This is a genomic window from Streptomyces sp. Je 1-79, from assembly GCF_025195125.1.
Classification (GTDB): Bacteria; Actinomycetota; Actinomycetes; order Streptomycetales; family Streptomycetaceae; genus Streptomyces.
The window spans coordinates 1-23,644 of record NZ_JAMGSL010000010.1 but is presented as its reverse complement, the minus strand read 5'-3'; the positions used below and the strand labels follow the sequence as shown (position 1 = coordinate 23,644).

Sequence of the window (23,644 nt, the reverse complement as noted above, 5' to 3'; positions counted from 1 at the left end):
TGGGGCCGGTGGTGATACTGGGGGTATGAAGCTCAGCCGTCCCGTCTCCTGGTTCCTGCTCGCGTTCGGGGTGTGGAGCTGGTTCATCTGGATCACTTTCGTCAAGAACCTGTGGAACGACGGGAGCGGTCTCGCCTTCGACGACGCGGGCGACCCGACGGCCTACTTCTGGGTCCATCTGCTGCTCGCCATCACGTCCTTTGTTCTGGGGACGGTGGTCGGAGTGATCGGGTTGCGTGGGGTGCGCGCGTTGCGACGCGAGCACGGATAGGGGTTGGGGCGCGTGCTCGTCTTTCTGCTCGTGTTTGTCGTGATCCTCGCCCTTCTGGGCGCGGTCCACTGGTACGTGTGGCGGCGCCTTGTGCGCGATGTCACCGCGCGCGGGAGCGTGGCGCGGCGGCTGGGGACGGTCGCGGCGTTCGTTCTGCCGGTGCTGTCGTTCGCGGCCCTGGGCTCCGCGCGGGCCGCCGCCCCCTTCTGGCTCCAGCAGGTCGTGGCCTGGCCCGGCTACCTCTGGCTGGCGGTGCTCCTGTACGTGACCCTCGCCCTCGTGGTCGGGGAAGCCGTCCGTCCGCTGCTCCGGCGCGCGCTCGACAGGCGTGCCGCCGCGCGGGCGCTCGCCCCGGCTCCGGCCCAGGCCCCCGCGCAGGCGCCGGCCCCGACGCCGGCTCCCGTCCCGGCCCAGACGGCCGTCACCGACCCCGCGCCCGCCACCCCGTCCGGCGGCGGGGACGACTCCGAGCGCCCGGACGCCGACCGCCCGGAAGCCGAGCGGGGGCAGGCCGACCGCCCGGACGCCGACCGCGGGGACGACTCCGAGCGAGGGGAGGTCAAGAGCGTCGCCGGCGCGACCGCGGTGTCGCGCCGCCTCTTCGTCTCACGGGTCGTCGGCGGGGCCGCCGCTGCCGCCGCCGTGGGGACCGTCGGGTACGGGACGTACGGCGTGCTGCGCGGGCCGAGCGTCAAGCGGGTCACCGTGCCGCTGGCCAAGCTGCCGCGCGCCGCGCACGGGTACCGGATCGCCGTCGTGTCCGACATCCACCTCGGGCCCGTCCTCGGCCGCGCCCACAGCCAACGCATCGTGGACGCTGTCAACGGCACCCAGCCCGACCTGATCGCCATCGTCGGCGACCTCGTCGACGGCAGCGTCGCCGACCTCGGGCCGGCCGCCGAGCCCCTCGCGCAGCTCAGGGCGCGGCACGGCTCCTTCTTCGTGACCGGCAACCACGAGTACTTCTCCGGCGCCGACGCCTGGGTCGACCACGTCCGCGAACTCGGCCTGCGCCCGCTGCGCAACGAACGCCTGGAGATCCCGGCCGGATTCGACCTCGCCGGGGTGGACGACATCGCCGGCGAGAGCGAGGGCCAGGGCCCCGACTTCGCCGCCGCCCTCGGCGACCGCGACCGCGCCAGGGCCGCCGTCCTCCTCGCCCACCAGCCGGTCGTCATCCACGACGCCGTCCGCCACGGCGTCGACCTCCAGCTCTCCGGCCACACCCACGGCGGTCAGCTGTGGCCCGGCAACTACCTCGCCGAGCTCGCCAATCCGACCGTCGCCGGTCTGGAGCGGTACGGCGACACTCAGCTCTACGTCTCCCGCGGTGCGGGCGCCTGGGGTCCGCCCGTCCGGGTCGGCGCGCCCTCCGACATCACCGTCGTGGAGCTGGCCTCCAAGCAGGCGTAGGGGGACCTGTCCGACGGGTCGGGGCGCCGTGCCGGGCGGCCCATCGGGTCGGCACGGCGGAAGGGGTCACTCATCGCGTAAGGGTCGATACATGCCGTTGAGTCCCCTGAAGTCGCCCATCACGGACATATGCCTGCACTGTGAAGGTTTACTCTTCCACTTGTGAAATCCGTGTGATTGGGTGACGCCATCGCGGCATGGCTGGGCGCCGCCGCGCCAGGGGTGGGCTCGAAAAAAGGAAGCACGGCGATGCGGTCGACGGTCCGTCTGCGGATCCTGATCACTTGTGGAGTTGTGGTGGCCGCCGGGGTGGGAGGCTGGCAGCTGCTGCCCTCCGAAGACGTCCGGACCGACCCGATCACGGTCGGCACCACGGACGAGGTGACCTCGCTCGATCCGGCCGGTGCGTACGACGCGGGCTCCTGGGCGATGTACAGCAACGTCTTCCAGTCGCTGCTGACCTTCAAGCCCGGCTTCACCACTCCGGTGCCGGACGCCGCCGACAACTGCAAGTTCGTCGGCACGAAGCTCACCACGTACCAGTGCGAACTCCGCGACGACCTCACCTTCTCCAGTGGCCGCAAGATCACCGGCGAGGACGTCGAGTACTCGTTCGAGCGGATGCTGAACATCAACGCCGACGTCGGTCCCGCGCCGCTCTTCCCGACGCTGAAGAGCGTCGTGTCCGAGGGCCAGAAGGTCACCTTCAACCTGGCCGGCCGGGACGCGACCTTCCCGCTGAAGCTCGCCACGGGCGCCGGTTCCATCGTCGACCGCACCCAGTACCCCGCCACGAAACTGCGCGAGGGCACCACGGCCGAGGGTTCGGGGCCGTACGTCCTCAAGGAGTACAAGCCCGGCGAGCGCGCGCGCCTGGAGCCGAACCCGAGGTACCGGGGCGAGGTGGGCAAGACCGGCGGAACGGTCGTCGTGAAGTACTTCACCGAGTCCGAGCAGCTCGCCGAGGCCTGGAAGACCAAGCAGGTCGACATCACGCACCGGCAGATGCCGCCCGAGTTCCTCTCCACCGTCGGCAACGGCAAGGAGGAGGCCCGGATCACGGAGGCGCAGACCGCCGAGATCCGCAATCTCTACTTCAACGTGAAGTCGGGCTCGCCGATGGCGGAGAAGGCGGTCCGGAAGGCGGTCGCTGCGGTGATCGACCGCCCGGCGATCGTCACCGGCGCGTACCACGGCACGGTCGAGCCGCTGTACTCCCTGATCCCGCAGGGCTTCAACGGCCACAGCACCTCGTTCTACGACGCCTACCCCGAGCCGTCGAAGAAGAAGGCCAAGAGCCTGCTGAAGGAAGCCGACGTCGAGACGCCGGTGAGCTTCACCCTCGGCTACCGCAAGGACGCCACGTACGGCGCCGAGGCGGCCGAGCTGAAGCGGCAGCTGGAGGTGACGGGGCTGTTCAAGGTCAAGCTCGTCGAGGCGGACTGGCAGACGTTCCAGAAGGCGTACGCGAAGGGCGAGTACGACGCGTACCCCGTCGGCTGGCTCCCCGACTTCCCGGACTCCGACAGCTTCACCGCCCCGCTGGTGGGCGCGGACAACGCGATGCACAACGGGTTCTCCAGCAAGAAGATCGACTCGCTGATCACCGCGACGCAGCAGTACAGCGACCGCGCGGCGGCCGCCAACGACTTCGAGGACATCCAGTCGGAGGTCGCCGAGGAGGTCCCGTTGGTGCCGCTCTGGCAGAAGAAGGACTACGTGCTGGCGACGACGGAGGTCTCCGGCTCGCAGTACCTCACCGACGGCACGGGCATCTGGCGGCTCTGGGAGCTCGGCTGGATCTGAGGCCCGGGAGGCCCGGGAGGGCCGGGAGGCCTGGGGGGCCCGGGAGGCCCGGGCCGGCCGGTGCCGGTCGTCAGTCCTTCGGGGTCTTCGCCCGTTTGGGCTTGCCCGAGGCCGCCATGCCGGCCGCCGTCGGCATGAAGTCGGCGAGGAGGTCATGGGTCTCGCGCACCAGGGGCCGCAGCAGCCGGAAGCGCGAGAGCGAGATCGCCCGCGCGGTGACCGGCGAGAGGCGCTCCACCAGGCGGCGGCTGTTGGCGCAGCCCTCGGAGCGGTCGTACACCCAGAACAGCACCAGGCCCATCTGCTGGAGCCAGAGCAACTGGGGCAGCGGCTCGGCCAGTTCGGGGTCGACCTTGACGTCGGCCCCGGCGATGACCCGGCGGTGGACCTCGATCGCGGCCTCGCGCGGGCCCTCCGACTCGGGGGAGAAGGGGCTGAGCGGGCTGTCCGGGTCGGCCGCGTTCTTGAAGAACTGGGCCGCGAACTCGTGGTACGGCTCGGCGATGTCGAGCCAGCCGAGGAGGACCCCGCGGATGCGTGCCGTGAGGTCCTTCTCGCCGCCGTCGAGGATGTCCGCGACCGCCGCCTGGTGCTCCTCGGCGATCCGGTCGTAGAAGCCCTGGACGAGGTGTTCCTTGGAGGCGAAGTAGTAGTACGCGTTGCCGACGGAGACCCCGGCCTCCTGGGCGATGGCCCGCATCGTCGTCTTGTCGTAGCCGCGTTCCTTGAAGAGCCGGAGGGCGGTTTCGAGGATGAGCGTGCGGGTCTGTTCGCTCTTCGCGGCCTTGGCCGGGGCCTTGGCCCCGGCGGGCTCGACGGCCCCGGCGGCGGGCTCGGTGGGCTCGGCGGGCTGCACTTCCTTCACGTCCTTCACAGTGCCCGAGCCTAGCCGGGCGTGCCGGGTGCTTCGCAGCGCCCGTCCTCGCAGGCCGGTCCGGAGGCCTTGACCACCTCGCGCCACTTGGCGGCGGCGAGGACGGTGGCCCGGGCGAAGGGCTGCCCGGCCGGGGTGGCCAGCCAGTGGGCCTTGGGCCGGTGTTCGGCCAGGGCCCACAGACAGACGATCCACGCTGAGGCGGCGCGGTAGATCTGTCCCCGGTCCCCGATCACGGTGATCTCCTTGAGGGTGGACTCGTGGTCGAGGCCGGGGAAGCGCCGCCTCGCCTCCTGCGAGGCGGCCGGGACGAGGTCGAGCGGGACGAGCTGGCGCTGCCGCAGCAGCCAGTGGCGCAGATGGACGCAGAGCGAGCAGTCGGCGTCGTACAGCACGGTGAGGCGGTGTACGGGGGTGACGGGCGGCCGGCTCATCCGTCTCTCCTCAGGATCCGGTGACGGGCGGGGCCCAGGGGCCCTTGGCGGCGGGGCCGGTCCAGCCCTGCGGCGGCACGGGCGGCACCTGCTCGCGCTCCATCACGCCCCGGCGGCGGATCTTGTTGAGGACGTAGACGTTGCCCAGGTGCATCACGCCGAGGACGAGGAGGACCACTCCGAGCTTGACGGACAGGGCCTCGAAGAGGGCCCGGGCGTCGACGACGGCCTCCTCCTGGCTGAGGTAGAGGGCGACGAAGCCGAAGTTGACGAGGTAGAAGCCGACCACCAGGAGGTGGTTGACCGCCTCGGCGAGCTTCTCGTTCCCGTGCAGGACGTCTGCCAGGAAGATCCTTCCGTTGCGGCTGAGCGTGCGGGCGACCCAGACGGTCAGGGCCACGCTGATCAGCAGGTAGACGATGTACGCGACGACAGTGAGGTCCATGCCCCACCCTCCCTTGAACGCGTTCAAAAGCTGGTAGTCATGACTGTAGACCCTCGACTTGAACATGTTCAAGTGGGGGTGGCCGGAAGCTGCGCAAAGGGAGGCGGGCGACGGGCCCGGCACATAAGGTGGCGCCCGATGCTCTCTCATGACCTGGCCGGTGAAGGCCCTTCCGTCGTCCTGCTGCTCCACTCCGGCGTCTGTGACCGGAGGATGTGGGACGGCCAGTTCGCGGCGCTGGCCGCCGCGGGAACCCGCGTGGTGCGCTGCGATCTCCGCGGCTTCGGCGAGACGCCCGTCGACGCCCCGCACACCCACAGCGACGACGTCGTCGAGCTCCTCGACGCCCTCGGCGTCGAACGGGCCGCCCTCGTCGGCTCCTCCTTCGGGGGCGAGGTCGCCCTGGAGGTCGCCGTCCGCCACCCCGGACGCGTCTCGGCGCTCGCCCTGCTCTGTGCGGGGATGCCCGGCTACGAGGCGAGCGACGAACTACGCGCCTGGGGCCGCCGCGAGGACGAACTGATCGACGCCGGTGACCTCGACGGCGCGGTCGCGCTCAACGTCGACACCTGGCTCGGCCCGGAGGCCGGGGCCGAGGCGCGTGAGCGCGTACGGCAGATGCAGCGGCGCGCCTTCGACGTACAGCTCGCCGCCCCCGAGGAGTACGGCCCGGTCGACCCCGGTGTGGGGGCCGCGGAGCTGGCCGGCATCGACGTGCCGTGCCTGGTCGTCTCCGGAGCCCATGACGTGCCGGACTTCCGGGAGATGGCCACCCGGCTCGCCGCCGTCCTGCCCGACGCCCACCACGTCGACCTGGAATGGGCCGGTCATCTCCCGGCCCTGGAACGCCCGGAGGAGACGGCGGAGCTGCTCACCGCGTTCCTGACCGGGGGGAGCGGCAGCCGGGGCGCTACGACAGGCCCTGCCGAATCCGGGCGGTGATCGTGCGGTCGGTGATCCGGGCGTCGTCGGCGAGCAGGAAGGCCTTCGACAGGATCACCGACAGCAGGCCGTCCTCCTCCTCGAAGGGCAGGAAGACCTTCTCGCCGCCGGCCGCCGCGCCCGCGGCGAGCGCCGCGCCCGCCGCGCCCGGATCCGCGACGACGGGCAGCCGGGTGCCGTCCGGCTCCATCAGGACGTGGCCGGAGCCCAAATGGATCCGGTACGCGCGCAGTTCGCCCCGCACCCGCAGGAAGCGGTCCGTCAGCTCGGTCCGGTCCGCGATCCGGGTGCGCGGCAGCAGCCGGGCCAGCGTCTCCCGGCGGATCCGCGCCGGCTCGGACGGTTCGCCGAGCGACCAGCTCTCCCAGTACCCGTCGTGGGCGCGCGGCTCGCCGCGGTCTCGCCACTCCGGGTCCGCCCCGATGGACGCCACCCCGACGAACAGGTCGACGTCCCGCAGCGCCTCCGACCGCAGCGGCGCCGGTACGTCGGTCAACGCGGCCCCCTCCCACGGGCCGCGCGCCCCCGCCGAGGCGGCGCGGCGCTCGAAGCGCACCTGACCGGTCGAGCAGAGGTACGCGACGCCGGTCGCCGCCGAGCCCGCGTCGACCAGCTCGACGACGAGCCGGGACCGCCAGAACGTGCCCTCGGAGACCGGCAGCTCACCCGGGCGCGGCAGCTCCCGCACCATCGCGGAGGAGCCGCCACCGCTGAAGTACCCCAGGGCGTCACCGGACCAGCCACGCTCGGCCATCAGCGCCCTGGCCCGGCCGTACCGCAGGATGTGCCCGGCGAAGCGGTCGGTGGACGGAGCGGTCCCCACCTCGCCGGGGGCGAGCCGGTACACCTCGCGGAAGCCCTGCTTGAACGGCTGGCGCAGCTCCCTCCCCGTGAGCTCGGCCCGCCACTCCTCGATCTCCTCGCCGTCGGCCAGGACCGGGTGCCACAGGCGCAACAGGGCGCCCGGGCCGACCGGGACAGCGGTGCCGTCCGCGCCGGCCAGCGCCCAGCCGCCGCCGGTGCGCTCCGGCAGCCCCGCCGTCCACCGGCCGTCGCCGTCGGGGTCGACCTCCCACAGCAGCGCGCGGGCGGCGGCGCCGGTCACCGGGTGGTCGATGTAGTACCGCTCCCAGTCCTCCGTCGGCCAGGTCGTCCCCGCCGCCAGATGGTCCTCCAGCCGGGCCCGCTCCGAGGCCAGCAGGGTCCGCAGCTCCTTCGTCGCGGCGCGCAGCGACGCCAGCAGCTCCCCGTGCCGCTCCCGGACCGGCTTCGGCGCCGACTTCAGGACCCGCCCCTGGGGGCCGTGGAACGACAGCGAGACCACGCCCGGCTCCCGTACCGCGAGCACCGCCGTGTACTCCCCGAGCGCCTCCTCGCGCATCCCGCGCGCGTCGAGTCCGTGCGCCGGCGTGCCGCGTTCGCGCAGCATCGACGGGGTGAGCCCGGCCCGCCCCGCGACCGCCTCCAGGGCCTTCCCGATGCCCTTCACCACCGTCCGGTTGCGCACCGTGCCCTTGAGCCGCCCGAGCCACCGCACGGCGTCGGAGGCGCGTTCGCCCTCGCACGCGCCCAGGAAGGCGACACCGGCCGAGGCGAGCCTGGCGCTGCGGCAGACACCGCCCGAACCACCCGTACCCGTACCGGCGTTCAGCGCCACGGCGCCGACGGCGGGCACCACCCAGGCGCCGGTCAGGTCGGCCGCCGCCCACAGGGCCCCACGTACGACCGCCTCGTTGCGCTCGCCGACCAGACCCCACTCGCGGTGCACGCCCGTCGACCGGGCCGCGACCACCAGATGCTCGGTCTGTTCGGCGGCCCCGTCGAGCAGCGCCCGCACCAGCTCGTCACCGCGCCCCACGGCCGCGAGCAGCTCCCCGGCGGCCTTCTGCCACTTCCGGGTCGGCCGGGCCGTGCCGAGCGCCGCGCAGTGCTCCAGGAAGGCGCGCACACCGGCCGCCGCGAGCAACTCCGGGTGCTCGGCCCGCATACGCGGCCCGTACGCGTCCTCGTCGTCCAGGATCGCCCACGGCAGCCCCGTGGCGTCGGGCGTCTCGGGGCCGATCAGCCGGTCGAGTACCTCCCGTGTCGCGGCGTTCTCCGAGCCCTCCGTCTGGTCCCCCCAGGCCGACAGGGAGGCCTTGCGGGCCGCCCGCATCAGCGCCCGGTCGCAGCCGCCCACCTCACGGGCGGCGGCCAGCGGGAGCTGCATCAGCGGCCCGTACTCCTGGAGCAGCTGGGCCGGATCGACGATGGCCATCACGCCCACGAGCCGTTCGAGCAGCTCCTCCGCCTGCGACACCGACCACCCGAGGCGCCGCTCCGCCAGCCAGGACACGCTCCAGTCGGTGACCCGGTCCGCGCCGCCCCGGCACTGGTTCCGGTGTATCCACAGGGCCGCCCTGCGCAGCTCGTCGGGCGGCAGCCCCTGGAGCAGCTCCTGGACGGCGGCGCCCCCCTGCGTCCGCTGCCGCACCCCCGCCTCGTACAGCCTGACTTCCAGACTCGTCGTCCCCACCATGCAGGTGACGGTACGGGGCCGCACCGACAGTGTCGCCCCCGGACCCTCAGGTGAACTTCCGTACCCCCGGGACCAGTGCGGTCCCCAGACAGCAGCCGCCCACCACGACCGCTGCGGCGATCAGGGGGACCTCCGGGCCCCAGGCGGAGGCGGCGACGGGGGCCAGGGCGTAGCCGAGCGGCATGGCGGCGAGCGAGAGCAGCCAGTCGTAGGAGGTGACACGGGCCAGGGCATGGGCGGGGATCGCCTGTTGGACGGCGGTCTGCCAGACGGGGGAGAGGAAACCGAGACCGGCCTGGGCGATCCCGTACGCGGCGATGGTCACCGGCGCGGGGGCCGGCAGCGCGAGCAGGACCAGCGGCAGGGCGTACGTGGCGAGGCCGAGGTTCGCGGTGAGGACGGGGCGCCGGGGGCGCACGCGGTGGGCGAGCAGCGAGCCGAGCAACAGGCCCACGGCGCCGGTCTGGAGGAGCGCGAGCCAGACCTCCGTGCCGCCGAGCCGGGTGAGGGCGATGGACGGGCCGAGGGTCATCAGGACGGCGGCGGCGCCGTTCCAGGCGCCGTGGCCGACGAGGCTGGTCCAGTACCAGTCGCGCGACCTGACCTCCTGCCAGCCCTCCTTGAGGTCGGCGCGCAGCGACCGGCGCGGGATCGGCACCCGCTCCACCCGTACGGCGACCAGCAGCAGGGCGCTGAGCGCGAAGGTCGCCGCGTCCAGGACGAACGCCCACCCCGCCCCCACCGTCAGGATCAGCGTTCCGGCGAGGGCCGGGCCGGCGAGGCGGGTGGCGCTCTGGGCGATGCCCATCGCGGCGTTGGCGCGCTGCAGTGCCTCCGGGGCGACGGTCCCCTTGACCAGGGGCGAACCGGTCGGCATCGAGAAGGCGCCCGCCGCACCGCCGACGACCTCGGCGACGGCGACGACCCCGAGCGACGGCTCACCGCCCAGCAGCTGTGCGGCGACGAGGAGTTGGGTCGCGCAGCGGACGAGGTCGGTCGTCAGGGCGACCGTGCGGGCGTTGAACCGGTCGCCGACGACTCCGCCGACGGGCAGGAGGAGGAGCTTGGGGACCATCGCACAGGCCAGGACGATCGCGAGCGCGGAGCTCGACCCGGTGGCCTCCCAGACGGCGATGGCGAGCGCGGCGGGGATCGCCGCGTCGCCGAGGAGCGAGAGGGTGCGGCCCGCGAAGAGCAGCCGGAAGGAACGGGTGCGCAGCGGGTGCGGGACGGCTGCGGGCGCGGGCAGGGGCCCCGACGCCGTGCCGGAAGGACCGACGGGGCCGGAAGGAGTGGTGGGCATGACAGGGAAAGTACTTCGGTGGCAAATGGTTCGTCAACGAAAGATTCGGCACCGAAGGATCATGGATGGCGACGTAGGATCGACCCATGGAGCCGACCGAGCCCGCAGGGCCGACGCAGCGGGACTGGACCGACGAGCACGTGGCCCGCTGGCAGCCCGTCCTGCCCGGCCTCGACCCGGTGGTGGAGGGCGCGGTCACCCGCATGAAGAAGCTCTCGGTCCACCTGCGGCGGGTACGCGAGCAGTCCCTCGTCGACTTCGAGCTGGAGCGCCACGAGTTCGACACCCTCCACAAGCTCGCCGGGCGGGGCGGCAGCGCGGCCCCCTCCGAACTGGCCCAGGACCTCGACCTCGCCCCCGCCTCGGTCACCGGCCGCCTCGACGCCCTGGAGAAGCGGGGCTTCGTCCGCCGTACACCCTCGACGACCGACCGCCGGCGGGTCGTCGTCGAACTCACCCCTTCCGGCCGGGAGACCTGGCTCGGCGCGATGGACGTCCTCGGTCACGAGGAGTACCGGCTCCTCGGCGTCCTCGACAAGGACGAGCGGACCCTCTTCAACGACATGCTCCGCCGGATCATGCTGGCCGCCGAGGAGCCGGCCGCCGGCGCGACGGACGCTCCTGGCGCCCTCTGAAAGTCCCTCAGATGCTCACATGCTCAGCGAGCGCGCGTAGTTGAGCTGCCCCATGACCCACTGGATGGTGTGGGGCCCGGTCGCGGGGATCATCGTGGCGTGGTGGCGGCCGCCGCTGGTCACCGTGATCTGGACGAAGCCCGTCGTCTGATGCTCCTTCATGAGCAGGAACAGCAGGCCGAGTCCGCAGGCCGCGACGAAGACGCAGGCGAGGACGATGCCGACGGTGGAGATCTTCTCCTCCGTCCGCGAGAGGTCCATCGCGTTCCACACGGCGCCCTTCAGCGGCATCGGCCCGGCCGGCGTGTGGATCTGGTCCCCGACGACGGTGATGTCCCCGAGCGCGAGCGACGCGCCACCGCTCTGCCCCACCGGCGGGTACTGCGGCGGCACGGGCACGCCGGGAAGAGTCGGCTGGTACCCGCCACCGCCCTGCGGATAGCCGTAACCGGGCGTCCCCGCCTGCGGATAGCCGTAACCCGGGGTCCCCGCCTGCTGCCCGGGCCCCCACTTGTACTCACCGTCCGCGTAAGGGTTCGGCTCGCTCATCTCTCCCCGCTCTCTCCACCAACGGAAAAGCCCGTTTCTGCACGCCGAGCGTACAGAAACGGGCCTCCGGCCGTGCAAACCGTCAGAAGCGACGCGTGATCAGCGCACGCTTGACTTCCTGGATCGCCTTGGTGACCTCGATGCCACGCGGGCAGGCGTCCGTGCAGTTGAACGTCGTGCGGCAACGCCACACGCCGTCCTTGTCGTTCAGGATCTCCAGGCGCTGCTCGCCCGCCTCGTCACGCGAGTCGAAGATGAAGCGGTGCGCGTTGACGATCGCGGCAGGACCGAAGTACTGACCGTCGTTCCAGAAGACCGGGCAGGACGACGTGCACGCGGCGCACAGGATGCACTTGGTGGTGTCGTCGAAGCGCTCGCGGTCCTCGGCGGACTGCAGACGCTCACGCGTCGGCTCGTTGCCCTTGGTGACCAGGAACGGCATGACGTCCCGGAACGCCTGGAAGAAGGGCTCCATGTCGACCACGAGGTCCTTCATCACCGTGAGGCCCTTGATGGCCTCGACGGTGATCGGCTTCTCGGGGTTGATGTCCTTGATCAGCGTCTTGCAGGCGAGCCTGTTCTTGCCGTTGATCCGCATCGCGTCCGAGCCGCAGATGCCGTGCGCGCACGAGCGGCGGAAGGTCAGCGTGCCGTCGACGTCCCACTTGATCTTGTGGAGGGCGTCGAGCACACGCTCCTTGGGGTCGATCTCGATCTGGAAGTCCTCCCAGACCGACGCGTCCGACACCTCGGGGTTGAAGCGGCGGATCCGCATCGTGACCGTGATGTACGGCGAGGCGGCGGAGTCCTTCTCCACCTTGTCCAGTACGGGGGTAGCCATCAGTACTTACGCTCCATCGGCTGGTAGCGGGTCTGGACGACCGGCTTGTAGTCGAGACGGACGGTCTCGGAGCCGTCCTCGCCGACCTCGCGGTACGCCATGGTGTGGCGCATGAAGTTGACGTCGTCGCGGTTCGGGTAGTCCTCGCGGTAGTGACCGCCGCGGGACTCCTTGCGCGCCAGGGCCGAGACGGCCATGACCTCGGCCAGTTCGAGCAGGTTGCCCAGCTCGACGGCCTCGAGGAGGTCGGTGTTGAAGCGCTTGCCCTTGTCCTGGATGGACACGTTCTTGTAGCGCTCGCGCAGCTCGGCGATCTTCTCGACGGCCGTCTTGATCGTCTGCTCGGTACGGAACACCATCACGTTGGCGTCCATCGTCTCCTGGAGCTCACGGCGGATGTCGGCCACCCGCTCGTTGCCCGTGGCGTTGCGCAGCCGCTCGATCTGCTCCTCGACGAGCGCGGCGGGGTTCTCCGGGAGCTCGACGTAGTCGTGCTTGGCGGAGTACTCGGCGGCGGCGATGCCGGAGCGCTTGCCGAAGACGTTGATGTCGAGCAGCGAGTTGGTGCCCAGGCGGTTGGCGCCGTGCACCGACACGCAGGCGACCTCGCCGGCCGCGTACAGGCCCGGGACGACGGTGGTGTTGTCCGCCAGGACCTCACCCTCGACGTTGGTCGGGATGCCGCCCATGGCGTAGTGCGCGGTGGGCTGGATCGGGATCGGGTCCGTGTACGGCTCGATGCCGAGGTACGTACGGGCGAACTCGGTGATGTCCGGGAGCTTGGCGTCGAGCTGCTCCGGCGGGAGGTGCGTCAGGTCGAGGTAGACGTGGTCGCCCTCGGGACCGCAGCCGCGGCCCTCGCGGATCTCCGTGTAGATGGAGCGCGAGACGACGTCACGGGACGCGAGGTCCTTCATGACCGGCGCGTACTTCTCCATGAAGCGCTCGCCGTCCTTGTTGCGGAGGATGCCGCCCTCACCGCGGGCGCCCTCCGTCAGCAGGATGCCCATGCGCCAGATGCCCGTCGGGTGGAACTGGAAGAACTCCATGTCCTCCAGCGGCAGACCGCGGCGGTAGCAGGCCGCCTGGCCGTCACCCGTCAGGGTGTGCGCGTTGGAGGTCACCTTGAAGAACTTGCCCGTGCCGCCGGAGGCGTAGATCACGGCCTTGGCCTGGAAGATGTGGATCTCGCCGGTGGCCAGCTCGTACGCGACCACGCCGGCGGACTTCTTGACGCCGTCGACCTCGGTGATCAGCTGGTCCAGGACGTAGAACTCGTTGAAGAACTCCACGCCCTCCTTGACGCAGTTCTGGTACAGCGTCTGGAGGATCATGTGGCCGGTGCGGTCCGCGGCGTAGCAGGACCGGCGGACCGGGGCCTCGCCGTGGTTGCGGGAGTGACCGCCGAAGCGGCGCTGGTCGATGGTGCCGTTCGGGGTCCGGTTGAACGGCAGGCCCATCTTCTCCAGGTCGAGGACGGCGTCGATGGCCTCCTTCGCCAGGATCTCGGCGGCGTCCTGGTCGACCAGGTAGTCACCGCCCTTGACCGTGTCGAAGGTGTGCCACTCCCAGTTGTCCTCCTCCACGTTGGCCAGCGCGGCGGCCATGCCGCCCTGCGCGGCGCCCGTGTGGGAGCGGGTGGGGTAGAGCTTCGTCAGGACGGCGGTGCGGCTGCGCTTCGTCGACTCGATGGCGGCGCGCATGCCGGCGCCGCCGGCGCCGACGATGACGGTGTCGTACTTGTGGATCTTCATGTCGTGGATTACCTCAGCCCCGTGCCTAGCGGATGTTCGGGTCGAAGGTGAAGATCACCAGCGTGCCCAGAAGGATGGTGAACACCGTGGCGGTGTACAGCAGGCCCTTGAGCCACAGGCGCGTGTTGGCCCGCTCCGCGTAGTCGTTGATGACGGTACGGAGGCCGTTGGCGCCGTGCAGCATGGCGAGCCAGAGCATCAGCAGGTCCCAGACCTGCCAGAACGGAGACGCCCAGCGGCCGGCCACGAAGGCGAAGCCGATCTTGGAGACGCCGCCGTCGAGGAAGAGCTGGATCAGCAGGTGGCCGAGGACCAGGACGACGAGGACGATGCCGGAGAGGCGCATGAAGAGCCATGCGGCCATCTCGAAGTTGCCTCGCGTCGCCCGCGGCGTCTTGCCGGTGCGCTTGCGGGGGGCCTCGATGTACGGGGCCGGGTTGTCCACGTCGTAGGACGCGCCCTCGACGGGACCGATCGCGGAAGTGGTGTCAGCAGACATGTCTGGCGTCAGCTCCCGAACAGTTCACGTGCGGCGTGGCCGAGGATGGGGTACAGCGAGCCCGCCATCAGCACGACCCAGATGCCCACGACGGTCCAGAGCATCTGCTTCTGGTAGCGCGGGCCCTTGGACCAGAAGTCCACGGCGACGACGCGCAGGCCGTTCAGAGCGTGGAAGAGGATGGCGGCGACCAGGCCGTACTCGAGGAGTGCGACGATCGGCGTCTTGTACGTGGCGACCACTTCGTCGTAGGCCTCGGGGGAGACGCGGACGAGAGCGGTGTCCAGCACGTGTACGAACAGGAAGAAGAAGATGAGGACGCCGGTGACTCGATGAGCCACCCAGGACCACATTCCTTCCCGGCCGCGGTACAGCGTTCCAGCCGGCACGGAAATACCCTCCGGGAGCGGGGAGAAGGGTCGGCCGCCATCTTCTACCCAGTTAAGAACAGTAGTGTCGGTCTGACCCGGCCGGGTACGGTCCACCGGCCCTGGTCATCGTAGCGACGACTTGTCGGTTCGCTCGCGCGGGGTCCATAGGTGTGATCAAAGAGGCACGGACGGGCTATCGTCCGCGCCCGAATCACCGCATTCCGGACGCCTGTACGGGAGAGGGCGCGGCGCCGACCCGGTGGGCGAGCCGGGCGCGGGCCAGCCGGCGCAGCTCCTCGGCGGCGATCACCCGCTCCTCCTCGGGCTCGTTGCCCAGCCGGGACCGGATGCCTTCGAGCACCTGGTCGAGGCGCTCACCGGGGCGTACGCCGTCGAGGCTGATCACGAAGGCGTGCCCGAACCGGCTCTCGTACGCGGCGTGGGCGGCCCGCAGCGCGGTGTGGGCGGCGGGCGGGGCGTCGGGGTGCGGAGCGGCCGAGTCCTCGGCGGCCAGCGCCTCCACCCGTTCGGCGGCGGGCAGGTCGTAACCGGCCTCGTCGGCGGCGGCGAGCAGCGCGTCGAGCGTCGGGTACGGACGGTGCGCGGTCACCCGTTCGGCCCAGCGGCGGCTGTGGCAGCAGGAGAGGAGGATCTCCTCGGCGACGGAGGCGGCGACCGCGTTGAACCGCGCGAGACCCTCGGGGACGCCGGGCGTGGCGCGGGCGGCGGGGTGCCGGGGTTCGCCCTGTTGGGCGGGTATGGCGGGGTTCGCGGGCGTCGCGGGGCTCGCGGATGTCCCGGGAGCGGCGGCGGAGCCCGGGTTCCGGTTCCGGGAAGGGGCTCGGGTGTCGCTGGTCACCGTGGACTCCGGGAAAGGTGGGGTGGGTGTGACGCAACGTTATCGACGTGGTGCGGGAACTGTCCGAAGGATGCGCGAATTTCACCCGGAAGGGAGAGTTTCGGAACGTGTGCGTGACGTTCCGGGGTCGCCGACCCCGCCCCGAATGGCCGCGCGCCACCGGCTGAGGGAGGATTCCGAGTGATGCGGTACGCCATACGGAGGCCCCACGCGGGCTCCACACTCCTCGCGGCCGCGGTGGCACTGGTCACCGTGACGGCCTGCTCCGAAAGCTCGTCCGCCGGCCCCACCCCCGGCGCCGGGACACCGACCCCGGCCACCAGCGCGCCGACGAGCACACCCCCGCCCAGCCCGACCCGGACGTACCCGCTCTCCTCCGCCCCGCTCACGGTCCCCGCCGTCCGGTCCCACGAGGCGGCCCGCGGACCCGGCTGGCGCCCCACGCCCCAGGCCGGCGTCGTCGTCGCAGCGGGCAGCGAGGGGCTGGCCGACGAGGGACGGATGCTCGCGGGCGAGCTGAAGATCGCGTACCGGGGTGCCGTCGCCGCCCGCGCCGGCGACGTCGAGCTGGCCCTCGGCGGCAAGGGCGCCCCCGAGTCGTACACGCTCACCACCGGCGACGACCGGGTCAGGATCACCGGCCCCGACCAGGCGGGGGTCTTCTACGGGACCCGCACCCTCAAGCAGTCGGTGAACGGCTCCGGCGCGATGCCCGAGGGCACCGTCAGCGACGCGCCCGCCAAGCCCCAGCGCGGGCTCAACCTGGACATCGCGCGCAAGCACTTCACAGCGGAGTGGATCGAAGCCCGGATGCGGGAGATGGCCGACCTCAAGCTCAACCAGCTCGGGCTGCACTTCTCCGACGACCAGGCGTTCCGCATCGAGTCCACCTCGCACCCCGAGATCGTCACCGATCCGCACCTGACGACGGCGGAGGTGAAGCGCATCCTGGCCCTCGGTGACCGCCTGCACATCGACGTCTTCGGCGAGATCGACTCGCCCGGACACCTCGGCGCGGTGCTGCGGGCCTACCCGCAGCTCCAGCTGCGCAACGTGCAGGGCGTGCCGCGGCAGGGCGCGATCGACATATCCAAGCCGGAGTCGGCGGAGCTCATCGACGATCTGCTGCGCGAGTACACGGCGCTGTTCGGCGGCCGGTGGTTCCACATCGGGGCCGACGAGTACCAGGCGCTGACCGTCAGCAACCCCGCCGCCTCCTACCCGCAGCTGGCGAGCGCGGCCCGGGAGAAGTACGGCCCGAACGCCGGTGTCCAGGACCTGACCGAGGGCTGGATGAACGACCGCGCGGCCGTGGTGCGCGCCGCGAAGCAGACCCCGAAGGCGTGGAACGACGGCTTCTTCACGGGCGGTACCGTCACCGCCGCCAAGGACATCGAGGTCGAGTACTGGACCGGCAAGGAGATCGGCGCCCGGCCGCCGGCCGAGTACCTGGCCGAGGGCCGCAAGCTGGTGAACCTCAACGACGAGTTCCTGTACTATGTCCTCGGCGAGCCGAACCAGTTCACGTACCCCACCGGCCGCCGCATCTACGAGCAGTGGACCCCGCTCGTGCTGCGCGGCACGACCCCCGTCCCGGCGCGGTACGGACCTCAGATCCTGGGCGGCCGGTTCGCGGTCTGGTGCGATCTGTCCCAGTCGCAGACGCAGGCGCAGGTGGCGGACGGGATCCGGATGCCGCTGACGGCGACGGCGCAGAAGCTGTGGGACTCGCGGACGCCGACGATGAGTTGGGACCAGTTCCGGGCGCTCGCCGTGAACGTGCGCAGCTGACCTGCGGTTTTCCCATGGACGGAAGGGTTCCCCAGGACGTACGGTCCCCTCCGCGGCGGCCGCTCGGCCGCGCCGGCTCCTCGGGGAGGGGAGCCGAACACCCGTGGGGGTTCGCTCAACCATGCTCCGCAATCCGAACGGCTTGTCGTACGCCGTCATAGCCCTGCTCGTGGGCAACATCGCCTTCGACGTGCTGCTGGCCGAGTTCGAGGTCCGTGTCCTCGTCTCCGACTACATCACGGCCTACGCCGAACCGGACCTGTTCGGGATCATCGCCCTGAACCTGGCCTACAGCGTCGCCTTCACGCTGTACGTGGCGACCGGGATCGTCTTCATCGTCTGGTTCCACCGGCTGCGGAAGAACGCCGGGGTGTGGGCCCCGGACCTTCAGCGCCGGAAGCCGGGCTGGGCCGTCGGCGGCTGGTTCATCCCGATCGGCAACCTGTGGATTCCGCGGGGAATCGCCGCCGACATCTGGCGGGCCAGCCGGTGGCAGCCGTACGCCGCCGACGGCGCTCGGGAGCTGGCGCTCCTCAACGGTTGGTGGACGCTCTGGGTCGCCGACATGGTGGCGGACCGGATCGCCTCGCAGCTGTACAAGCGGGCCGAGACCCCCGAGGCCTACGTCACCGCGGCCTCGTGGTCCCTGGCGGGATACGTCCTCGACATCGCGGCCGCCGTCCTCGCGATCCTCTTCGTCCGTCGGCTGACCTCTATGCAGCACACCAAGGCCACTGGCATGATTCCGGCCGCACAGTGACGTAATCACGCCAAGCGGCGCAGTAAGGGAAGTACTGCGTCCGCAACGGGAGGCCTCCATGAGCCTGCTGGAACTGATCGACCGCGCCGACGAACGGAGTCTGGCGGCCTCCGGGCTCGCCTGCCTGGACCGGTGTCTGCCGCTGCTCGCACCCGACGGCGGCGAGGTGCTGCGGCCCGTCTGGGCGGCGGTGGCCCGTGGTGACGGCGGGGCGTGGGGCGAGGCGGTCGCGAAGGCCCGGATCGAGCTGGACGGTGCCGGTACCGAGGAGGGCGAGGCGGCCGGGCTCGTACGCGAGATGCTGGGCGCCGCGCCCGCCGAGTGGGCCGACGGGCCGCTGCGGACGTGGGCCTCCGGATGCTCCGTCACCGCGCTCGCCCTGCACGGCCGGTACGACGCGGCCGAGGTCACCGACGAGTCGATCGCGCGCTGCCGGGCGGGGGACGGGGCCGGCGCCGGCCCGCTCCTCGCCGGCGAGCTGCGCCGGCAGGAGACCGTCCTCGAATCCGTCGCGCACGGGCCGACCGGTCTGCGCCGGGCCCGCGAGCTCTCCACGGAGGGCGGCCGGGTACTCCGCGCGGTGGTCTCCCGCCGGGCCCGCACGGCCTGAGCCCCGGTGGCCCGACGGCCTGAGACCGGTACGACGCCGGGACCCGTAGGGCCTGAGACCCGTACGGCCTGAGACCCGCGTACGGCCTGAGGACACGGCCGGGCGCCCCCAGGGGTGCCCGGCCGATGCCGTCATGGCGTCGCCGACGTCATTCCTTCGGCTTCACCGCGAGCTGCTCGATCGCCGCCGCGATGTCCGCCTCCGCCCGCTCCTTGTCCAGGCCGAGGCCCGTGAGGGCGCCTTCGCCGTCCTCGAACTCCAGCAGCGCCAGCAGGATGTGCTCGGTGCCGACGTAGTTGTGGCCGAGCCGGAGCGCCTCGCGGAAGGTCAGCTCCAGGACCTTCTTCGCCGCCGCGTCGTACGGGATGAGTTCGGGCACCTCCTCGGCCGCCGCGGGCAGCGTCGGGGTGACCGCCGCGCGCAGCGCCTCCGCGGTCACGCCCTGGGTGGTCATCCAGTGCACCGCGATGCCCTCGGGTTCGGCGAGCAGACCGAGGGCGACGTGGCCCGGGGTGATCTCGGCGTTGCCGGCCGCCGAGGCCTCGTTCTGGGAGGCGACGACGACGTTCCTGGCCCGGGGGGTGAAGCGGCTGAACCCGGCGTTCGGGTCCATCTTCTCCGCGTCCGGGTCCTTGGGGACGAAGCGCTTCTGGGCCGCCTGGCGGGTGACGCCCATGCTCCTGCCGATGTCGGTCCAGGAGGCGCCGGAGCGCCGGGCCTGGTCGACGAAGTGGCCGATCAGGTGGTCGGCGATGTCGCCGAGATGGTCCGCGGCGATCACCGCGTTCGACAGCTGGTCGAGCGCGTCGGTGTTGCTCTTCTTGATCGCTTCGATGAGGTCGTCGAGCCGGACGGGGATGGTCATGCCGACTGGTTTCGTCATGGAGGCAACCCTAGGTTGACAGTTCAGTGGTGTCAACCATCGGTTGACAGTTCGACGGGCGCCATGATGATCGCCATGACGACGACGAGCGATCCCACCGCACCCGGCATCACCGCCGACGACCTCCAGCACGCCGTCCGCCTCTCCCTCACCACCCTGCGCGGCGCCGCGTCCACGACCGCCGTCGCCGACTGGCAGCGCCCGGCCGGCACCTTGAGCTGGAGCTGCTGGGAGACCGTCGAGCACCTCGCCGACGACCTCTTCGCCTACGCGGCCCAGCTCGGCCTCGACGCGCCGACGCTCGCCACCGAGGTCCCCTTCCGCTGGGAACGGCGCCGTGAGGGCGGCCCCGCCAACGTCACCTACGCCGATCCCGAGGCCGGGACCACCGGGCTGCTCCAGGTCCTGGAGTCCTGCGGCGCGATGCTGACCGCCGTCGTCCGCACGGTCCCCGCGGACCGGCGCGCGTACCACTGCTTCGGCCTCTCCGACGCCGAGGGCTTCGCGGCCATGGGGATCGTCGAGACCCTCGTCCACACCCATGACATCGCCAGCGGACTCGGCGTCGCGTTCCACCCGCCGGCCGGCCTGTGTGATCAGGTGCTCACCCGGCTCTTCCCCGAGGCCCCGAGGGACGCGGACCGCTGGCCGGCCCTGCTGTGGGCCACCGGCCGGGGCGAGCTCCCCGGACGCGAACGACTCGCCTCCTGGCGCTGGTTCGCCGCCCCGCGGGAGTCGGGGACGGCCACCGGACCGGCCTGAGACGAGCCCCGGGCGAGGCCCGCGACGGCGCCGGGAGCGGAGGGGAAAAGGAAGACGACCGGGGCCGCCACCCCCCACAGGAGAGGCCCCGGTCGTCGTCCGCCGGAGCCGCAGCACGGCCCCGTACTCCCTTCAGCGCCGTACAAGCGTTTTCTGTCACACCATCGTCCATGTCCCAAGTTGGTTGCAGGTTGCACAATCAGAGGACGAACGTGGACGGGGCGCCGGAGAAGGACGTAGCGTTCTGATGCGTGCCGGAAGGTGCGGCGGTGGTGACCAGCCGTGATGACGAACAGGGTGGGGAGTGCTGGGGGAGGACGCGGAGCTGACGGCCGCGCTGCTCGCTGCGCAGAACGGGGACGAGGACGCCTTCCGTACTGTGTACCGCGCCGTGCACCCACGGCTTTTCGGCTATCTGCGCACGCTCGTCGGTGACGCCGACGCCGAGGACGTCGCCTCGGAATCCTGGCTCCAGATAGCCCGGGACCTCGACCGCTTCAGCGGCGACGCCGACCGGTTCCGCGGCTGGGCGGCCCGCATCGCCCGCAACCGGGCCCTCGACCACATCCGGATGCGCGGCAGGCGCCCCGCGGCCAGCGGCGACGAGACCGAACTCACCGACAAGCCCGCCGACTCCGACACCGCGGACGAGGCGCTGGAAGCACTGACCACCGGCGACACCATGCATCTGATCGCCCAACTTCCCCAGGACCAGGCCGAGGCCGTCGTCCTGCGGGTCGTCGTCGGCCTGGACGCCAAGAGCGCCGCCGACACCCTGGGCAAGCGCCCCGGCGCGGTACGCACCGCGGCCCACCGCGGCCTCAAGCGGCTCGCCGAACTTCTCGGCGCCGAGGGCGACGGCGGCCCGGGCTCCCTCGGCGGCGTACCGCCCCAGCGCGGCCGCAGGCCGGGGGCTCCGGCCCCCGGTGGTGTGACGCAATCGCGCGCGCGTACGCAGAAGGACATGTGATGGCCGACGAGCGGTACCAGTGGCTCGACCAGAAGGCCGCGGAGCGTCTGCTGCGCGGCGAACCGGTCGACGCCGTCGACGATCACAGCCGCGCAGAGGCGCTGTGGCTGGCCCAGGCCCTCGCGGCGGCCCGCCCGGCCCCGCTCGCCTCCGTGGCGGACGCGGAACTTCCCGGCGAGGCGGCCGCCCTGGCCGCCTTCCGCGAGGCGCGGGCCGAGCGCGGTCTCGCCTCGGCCCCGTCGGCCTTCGCACCCACCGCCGCCGAGCTCGGCGCGGTACGGCTCAGGCCGGTGCCCGCGGCCCGGCGCTGGGGCCGCTCGCTGCGGTACGGACTGGCCGCGGCGGTCGCCGCCGTGGCGGTCGGCGGGGTCGCCGTCGCCTCCGGCACGGGCATGCTGCCCTTCACCACGGACCGTCCCGGTCCCGCGGGTACGGTGTCGGCGCTGGACACGCCCGAGCCGGTCGCCTCGGACGCGTCGGAGTTCCCGCACGTCCCGGACCCGTCGGCCTCCCCGGACACCGGCTTCGGTACGGGTACGCCCTCGGCGCCCCCGTCCGGCGACGGCTCCCCCGGCGCCTCATCCTCGACGCCCGCGCCTCCCGCCACGGCGGGCCCGGGTGGTTCCGCCGGTACGGGCGGCGAGGGCGACACCACCCCGGAGCCGGGGACGAGCACGGGCACGCCGGACAGGGACGGGTCGAACTTCGGCGCCAAGATCGTCGAGGCCTGCCGGGACTTCCGGGCCGGGCGCATCGACGACACGGCCAAGAGCCGGCTGGAGAAGTCGGCGCGCGGGGGCGAGACCCTGCGGCGCTTCTGCGAGCGCGTCCTGGGCGGCGACTCCTCGGGCGGCAAAGGCGACGGCGCGGGCGACGGCAAGGGCGACGGCGACTCGTCCGGCGAGGGCGAACGAGCGGGCTCCGACAGCCGCCGCGACGGCTGGGGCGACGACCAGGGGAACGACCGGACCTCCGACCGGAACACCGGTCACGCCAAGGGTTCCGCCCCCGCCGCCGGAACCGGTGGAACCACCCCGGACACCGTCCGCGCCCGCGCCGGGGACCACGCCCCGGACGGGGCCGAGGACCGCGTCAGAACCCTCGTGACGAACCAGGTGTGACACTTTTCGGCCCGTCGGCGCAGTACAGAGTGAGCCGACTGGTCATCGGCCGCGCGTGAGCCGAGGTTCCCCCCGTACCTCCGGCTCCGCGCACCCGGCGCGGGTGGGACACGTTCCCCCGGTCCCACCCGCGCCCCTTCTTCCCGCGCCCGGTGATCACCAGTGCACGACGACCTTGTCGCCGACCTTCACCTCGTCGAAGAGCCTCGCGAGCTTCACCCGGTCCCGGACGTTGACGCAGCCGTGCGAGGCCCCGTTGTAGCCGCGGGCCGCGAAGTCCGCCGAGTAGTGCACCGCCTGTCCCCGGCTGAAGTACATCGAGTACGGCATCGGCGTGTGGTAGAGCTTCGACCAGTCGTTGCGGACCTTGCGGCCGACGTTGAAGGTGCCCTCTCGCGTCGGGGTGTTCTCCGAACCGAAGCGGACGTCCATCGACGAGACGACCTTGCCGTCGATCATCCAGGCGAGCGTGCGGGTCTCCTTGCTGATGCACAGCACGCGCCCGGTCATGCAGCGCGGGTCCGGCGTGTCCAGCGCGTTGGACGTGGACGGCTTCAGCTCGTCGGCCGTCGGCTTGCGGGTCATCCCGACCAGCCGCTGCCAGGTGACCTCGTCCACCGACCCGGTCTGCGGCAGCTCCCGCTTCTTCTGGAAGGCCGAGACGGCCTTGCCGGTGATCGAGCCGTAGAAGCCGGTGGGCGCGCGGTCGAAGTAGCCGATCTGCCGCAGCCGCGCCTGCAGCTCCCGCACCCGCTCGCTCTCGTCGCCGTCCTTCATGAGGACCTTGCCGACCGGCTGGGCGGAGGTGGGGGTGGAGCTGGGCGTGGGGGAGGACGGCTTGCCGTCCGTCGTCGGGGTACCGCTCGGAGCGTCCGAGCTCGGCGCCGGGGCCGTGGGGGACGAGGAGGAGGCCGACGGCTTCCCGCTCGCCGAGGGCGAGGCGCCCCCGCCGCCCGCCGCCTGGGCCGTACAGCCGGTGGCGACCGCCACCGCGACCGCGGCCATGAGTGCTCTGCCTATGACGGACGTACGACGCATCTGTGCCCCCCGGGAATCAGCCTGTGTACCTATTGGATGCTTCCCGCGCGCGCTTGGTTGCGCACCGGCCGGATCCGCGGAGCATCCTGGTGGGGAAGGCCTGGGCGAGCGGCTCCCCACCCGTCGCACGGCCCTCGCCGTATGTCCGTCGCGGGATCCGCACCAGTCAGTACGTCCAAACGGGAGGCACAGCAG

General features: G+C 71.9%; 24 protein-coding genes. 11 read left to right on the top strand and 13 right to left on the bottom strand.

Translation table 11 applies throughout. The features are described from left to right. Positions 1 to 25 precede the first annotated feature (25 nt). The 3 genes from M5362_RS21310 (at position 26) to M5362_RS21300 (ending at position 3,490) form a co-directional block, all read left to right on the top strand. Positions 26 to 271, top strand: coding sequence for an SCO4848 family membrane protein (locus tag M5362_RS21310; protein WP_260229282.1), 246 nt, complete (start codon positions 26 to 28; stop codon positions 269 to 271). Positions 272 to 283: 12 nt separating this feature from the next. Continuing rightward, on the top strand, positions 284 to 1,684 hold the full coding sequence (locus M5362_RS21305; protein ID WP_260229281.1) for a metallophosphoesterase: 1,401 nt from the start codon (positions 284 to 286) through the stop codon (positions 1,682 to 1,684). Positions 1,685 to 1,933: 249 nt separating this feature from the next. Next, entirely contained in the window at positions 1,934 to 3,490 is a 1,557-nt protein-coding gene (locus tag M5362_RS21300) for an ABC transporter substrate-binding protein (protein WP_260229280.1), read from the top strand. Positions 3,491 to 3,560: 70 nt separating this feature from the next. On the opposite strand, the gene M5362_RS21295 is transcribed toward M5362_RS21300, so the two are convergent. From M5362_RS21295 to M5362_RS21285, 3 genes are read right to left on the bottom strand one after another with little or no spacing between them, the layout of a single operon-like run. Further along, a complete protein-coding gene (locus tag M5362_RS21295) occupies positions 3,561 to 4,346 on the bottom strand; it encodes a TetR family transcriptional regulator (protein ID WP_374214507.1) in 786 nt (261 codons plus the stop codon). A 29-nt stretch (positions 4,347 to 4,375) separates the two neighbouring features. Continuing rightward, positions 4,376 to 4,798 carry a thiol-disulfide oxidoreductase DCC family protein gene (locus M5362_RS21290; protein WP_260229279.1) on the bottom strand — a complete coding sequence of 141 codons (423 nt, stop codon included), beginning with the start codon at positions 4,796 to 4,798 and terminating at the stop codon, positions 4,376 to 4,378. A gap of 10 nt (positions 4,799 to 4,808) precedes the next feature. Further along, positions 4,809 to 5,243, bottom strand: coding sequence for a hypothetical protein (locus tag M5362_RS21285; RefSeq protein WP_260229278.1), 435 nt, complete (start codon positions 5,241 to 5,243; stop codon positions 4,809 to 4,811). A gap of 138 nt (positions 5,244 to 5,381) precedes the next feature. Between M5362_RS21285 and M5362_RS21280 the strand changes: the two genes are divergently transcribed. Then, positions 5,382 to 6,185, top strand: coding sequence for an alpha/beta fold hydrolase (locus tag M5362_RS21280; protein WP_260229277.1), 804 nt, complete (start codon positions 5,382 to 5,384; stop codon positions 6,183 to 6,185). Here the strand turns inward: M5362_RS21280 and M5362_RS21275 are convergent. Continuing rightward, positions 6,154 to 8,703: a DUF4132 domain-containing protein gene (locus M5362_RS21275; RefSeq protein WP_260229276.1), complete on the bottom strand. Its 2,550-nt coding sequence runs from the start codon at positions 8,701 to 8,703 to the stop codon at positions 6,154 to 6,156. The two genes, M5362_RS21280 and M5362_RS21275, sit on opposite strands and share 32 nt — an antisense overlap. A gap of 46 nt (positions 8,704 to 8,749) precedes the next feature. Next, on the bottom strand, positions 8,750 to 10,006 hold the full coding sequence (locus tag M5362_RS21270) for an MFS transporter (protein WP_260229275.1): 1,257 nt from the start codon (positions 10,004 to 10,006) through the stop codon (positions 8,750 to 8,752). Positions 10,007 to 10,092: 86 nt separating this feature from the next. On the opposite strand from M5362_RS21270, the gene M5362_RS21265 reads away from it, so the two are divergent. Then, complete coding sequence (locus M5362_RS21265; protein ID WP_260229273.1) at positions 10,093 to 10,641, top strand: MarR family winged helix-turn-helix transcriptional regulator; 549 nt, start codon at positions 10,093 to 10,095, stop codon at positions 10,639 to 10,641. 15 nt (positions 10,642 to 10,656) lie between these two features. Here M5362_RS21265 and M5362_RS21260 read toward each other — a convergent pair whose 3' ends face one another. The 6 genes from M5362_RS21260 to M5362_RS21235 form a co-directional block, all read right to left on the bottom strand. After that, positions 10,657 to 11,190 carry a hypothetical protein gene (locus M5362_RS21260; RefSeq protein WP_260229272.1) on the bottom strand — a complete coding sequence of 178 codons (534 nt, stop codon included), beginning with the start codon at positions 11,188 to 11,190 and terminating at the stop codon, positions 10,657 to 10,659. A gap of 82 nt (positions 11,191 to 11,272) precedes the next feature. Continuing rightward, positions 11,273 to 12,031 (bottom strand): succinate dehydrogenase iron-sulfur subunit, encoded by a 759-nt coding sequence (locus tag M5362_RS21255; protein ID WP_260229271.1) that lies wholly within the window; start codon positions 12,029 to 12,031, stop codon positions 11,273 to 11,275. Then, on the bottom strand, positions 12,031 to 13,785 hold the full coding sequence (gene sdhA / locus M5362_RS21250; protein WP_260229270.1) for a succinate dehydrogenase flavoprotein subunit: 1,755 nt from the start codon (positions 13,783 to 13,785) through the stop codon (positions 12,031 to 12,033). Before sdhA ends, M5362_RS21255 begins: the two co-directional genes overlap by 1 nt. A gap of 25 nt (positions 13,786 to 13,810) precedes the next feature. Continuing rightward, on the bottom strand, positions 13,811 to 14,284 hold the full coding sequence (locus M5362_RS21245; protein ID WP_260229269.1) for a succinate dehydrogenase hydrophobic membrane anchor subunit: 474 nt from the start codon (positions 14,282 to 14,284) through the stop codon (positions 13,811 to 13,813). An 8-nt stretch (positions 14,285 to 14,292) separates the two neighbouring features. Then, positions 14,293 to 14,673, bottom strand: coding sequence for a succinate dehydrogenase, cytochrome b556 subunit (sdhC, locus tag M5362_RS21240; RefSeq protein WP_260229268.1), 381 nt, complete (start codon positions 14,671 to 14,673; stop codon positions 14,293 to 14,295). A 193-nt stretch (positions 14,674 to 14,866) separates the two neighbouring features. Then, positions 14,867 to 15,415 carry a 2-oxo-4-hydroxy-4-carboxy-5-ureidoimidazoline decarboxylase gene (locus M5362_RS21235; protein ID WP_374214506.1) on the bottom strand — a complete coding sequence of 183 codons (549 nt, stop codon included), beginning with the start codon at positions 15,413 to 15,415 and terminating at the stop codon, positions 14,867 to 14,869. Positions 15,416 to 15,697: 282 nt separating this feature from the next. Between M5362_RS21235 and M5362_RS21230 the strand changes: the two genes are divergently transcribed. The 3 genes from M5362_RS21230 (at position 15,698) to M5362_RS21220 (ending at position 18,675) form a co-directional block, all read left to right on the top strand. Further along, complete coding sequence (locus tag M5362_RS21230; RefSeq protein WP_260229266.1) at positions 15,698 to 17,305, top strand: glycoside hydrolase family 20 protein; 1,608 nt, start codon at positions 15,698 to 15,700, stop codon at positions 17,303 to 17,305. Positions 17,306 to 17,426: 121 nt separating this feature from the next. Further along, on the top strand, positions 17,427 to 18,065 hold the full coding sequence (locus tag M5362_RS21225; protein WP_260229265.1) for a DUF4328 domain-containing protein: 639 nt from the start codon (positions 17,427 to 17,429) through the stop codon (positions 18,063 to 18,065). A gap of 58 nt (positions 18,066 to 18,123) precedes the next feature. After that, positions 18,124 to 18,675 (top strand): hypothetical protein, encoded by a 552-nt coding sequence (locus tag M5362_RS21220; protein WP_260229264.1) that lies wholly within the window; start codon positions 18,124 to 18,126, stop codon positions 18,673 to 18,675. Between the two features lie 148 nt (positions 18,676 to 18,823). On the opposite strand, the gene M5362_RS21215 is transcribed toward M5362_RS21220, so the two are convergent. Continuing rightward, positions 18,824 to 19,558, bottom strand: a complete 735-nt coding sequence (locus M5362_RS21215; protein WP_260229263.1) for a Clp protease N-terminal domain-containing protein — start codon at positions 19,556 to 19,558, stop codon at positions 18,824 to 18,826. A 75-nt stretch (positions 19,559 to 19,633) separates the two neighbouring features. Between M5362_RS21215 and M5362_RS21210 the strand changes: the two genes are divergently transcribed. The 3 genes from M5362_RS21210 to M5362_RS21200 all read left to right on the top strand — a co-directional run bounded on the left by M5362_RS21210 (position 19,634) and on the right by M5362_RS21200 (position 22,411). After that, positions 19,634 to 20,320 carry a DinB family protein gene (locus M5362_RS21210; RefSeq protein ID WP_260229262.1) on the top strand — a complete coding sequence of 229 codons (687 nt, stop codon included), beginning with the start codon at positions 19,634 to 19,636 and terminating at the stop codon, positions 20,318 to 20,320. Positions 20,321 to 20,624: 304 nt separating this feature from the next. Continuing rightward, positions 20,625 to 21,290 (top strand): RNA polymerase sigma factor, encoded by a 666-nt coding sequence (locus M5362_RS21205; protein ID WP_260229261.1) that lies wholly within the window; start codon positions 20,625 to 20,627, stop codon positions 21,288 to 21,290. Next, positions 21,290 to 22,411 (top strand): hypothetical protein, encoded by a 1,122-nt coding sequence (locus M5362_RS21200; RefSeq protein WP_260229260.1) that lies wholly within the window; start codon positions 21,290 to 21,292, stop codon positions 22,409 to 22,411. Before M5362_RS21205 ends, M5362_RS21200 begins: the two co-directional genes overlap by 1 nt. Before the next feature lie 156 nt (positions 22,412 to 22,567). Here the strand turns inward: M5362_RS21200 and M5362_RS21195 are convergent, their stop codons facing one another. After that, a complete protein-coding gene (locus M5362_RS21195) occupies positions 22,568 to 23,416 on the bottom strand; it encodes a L,D-transpeptidase family protein (RefSeq protein ID WP_260229259.1) in 849 nt (282 codons plus the stop codon). Positions 23,417 to 23,644 lie beyond the last annotated feature (228 nt).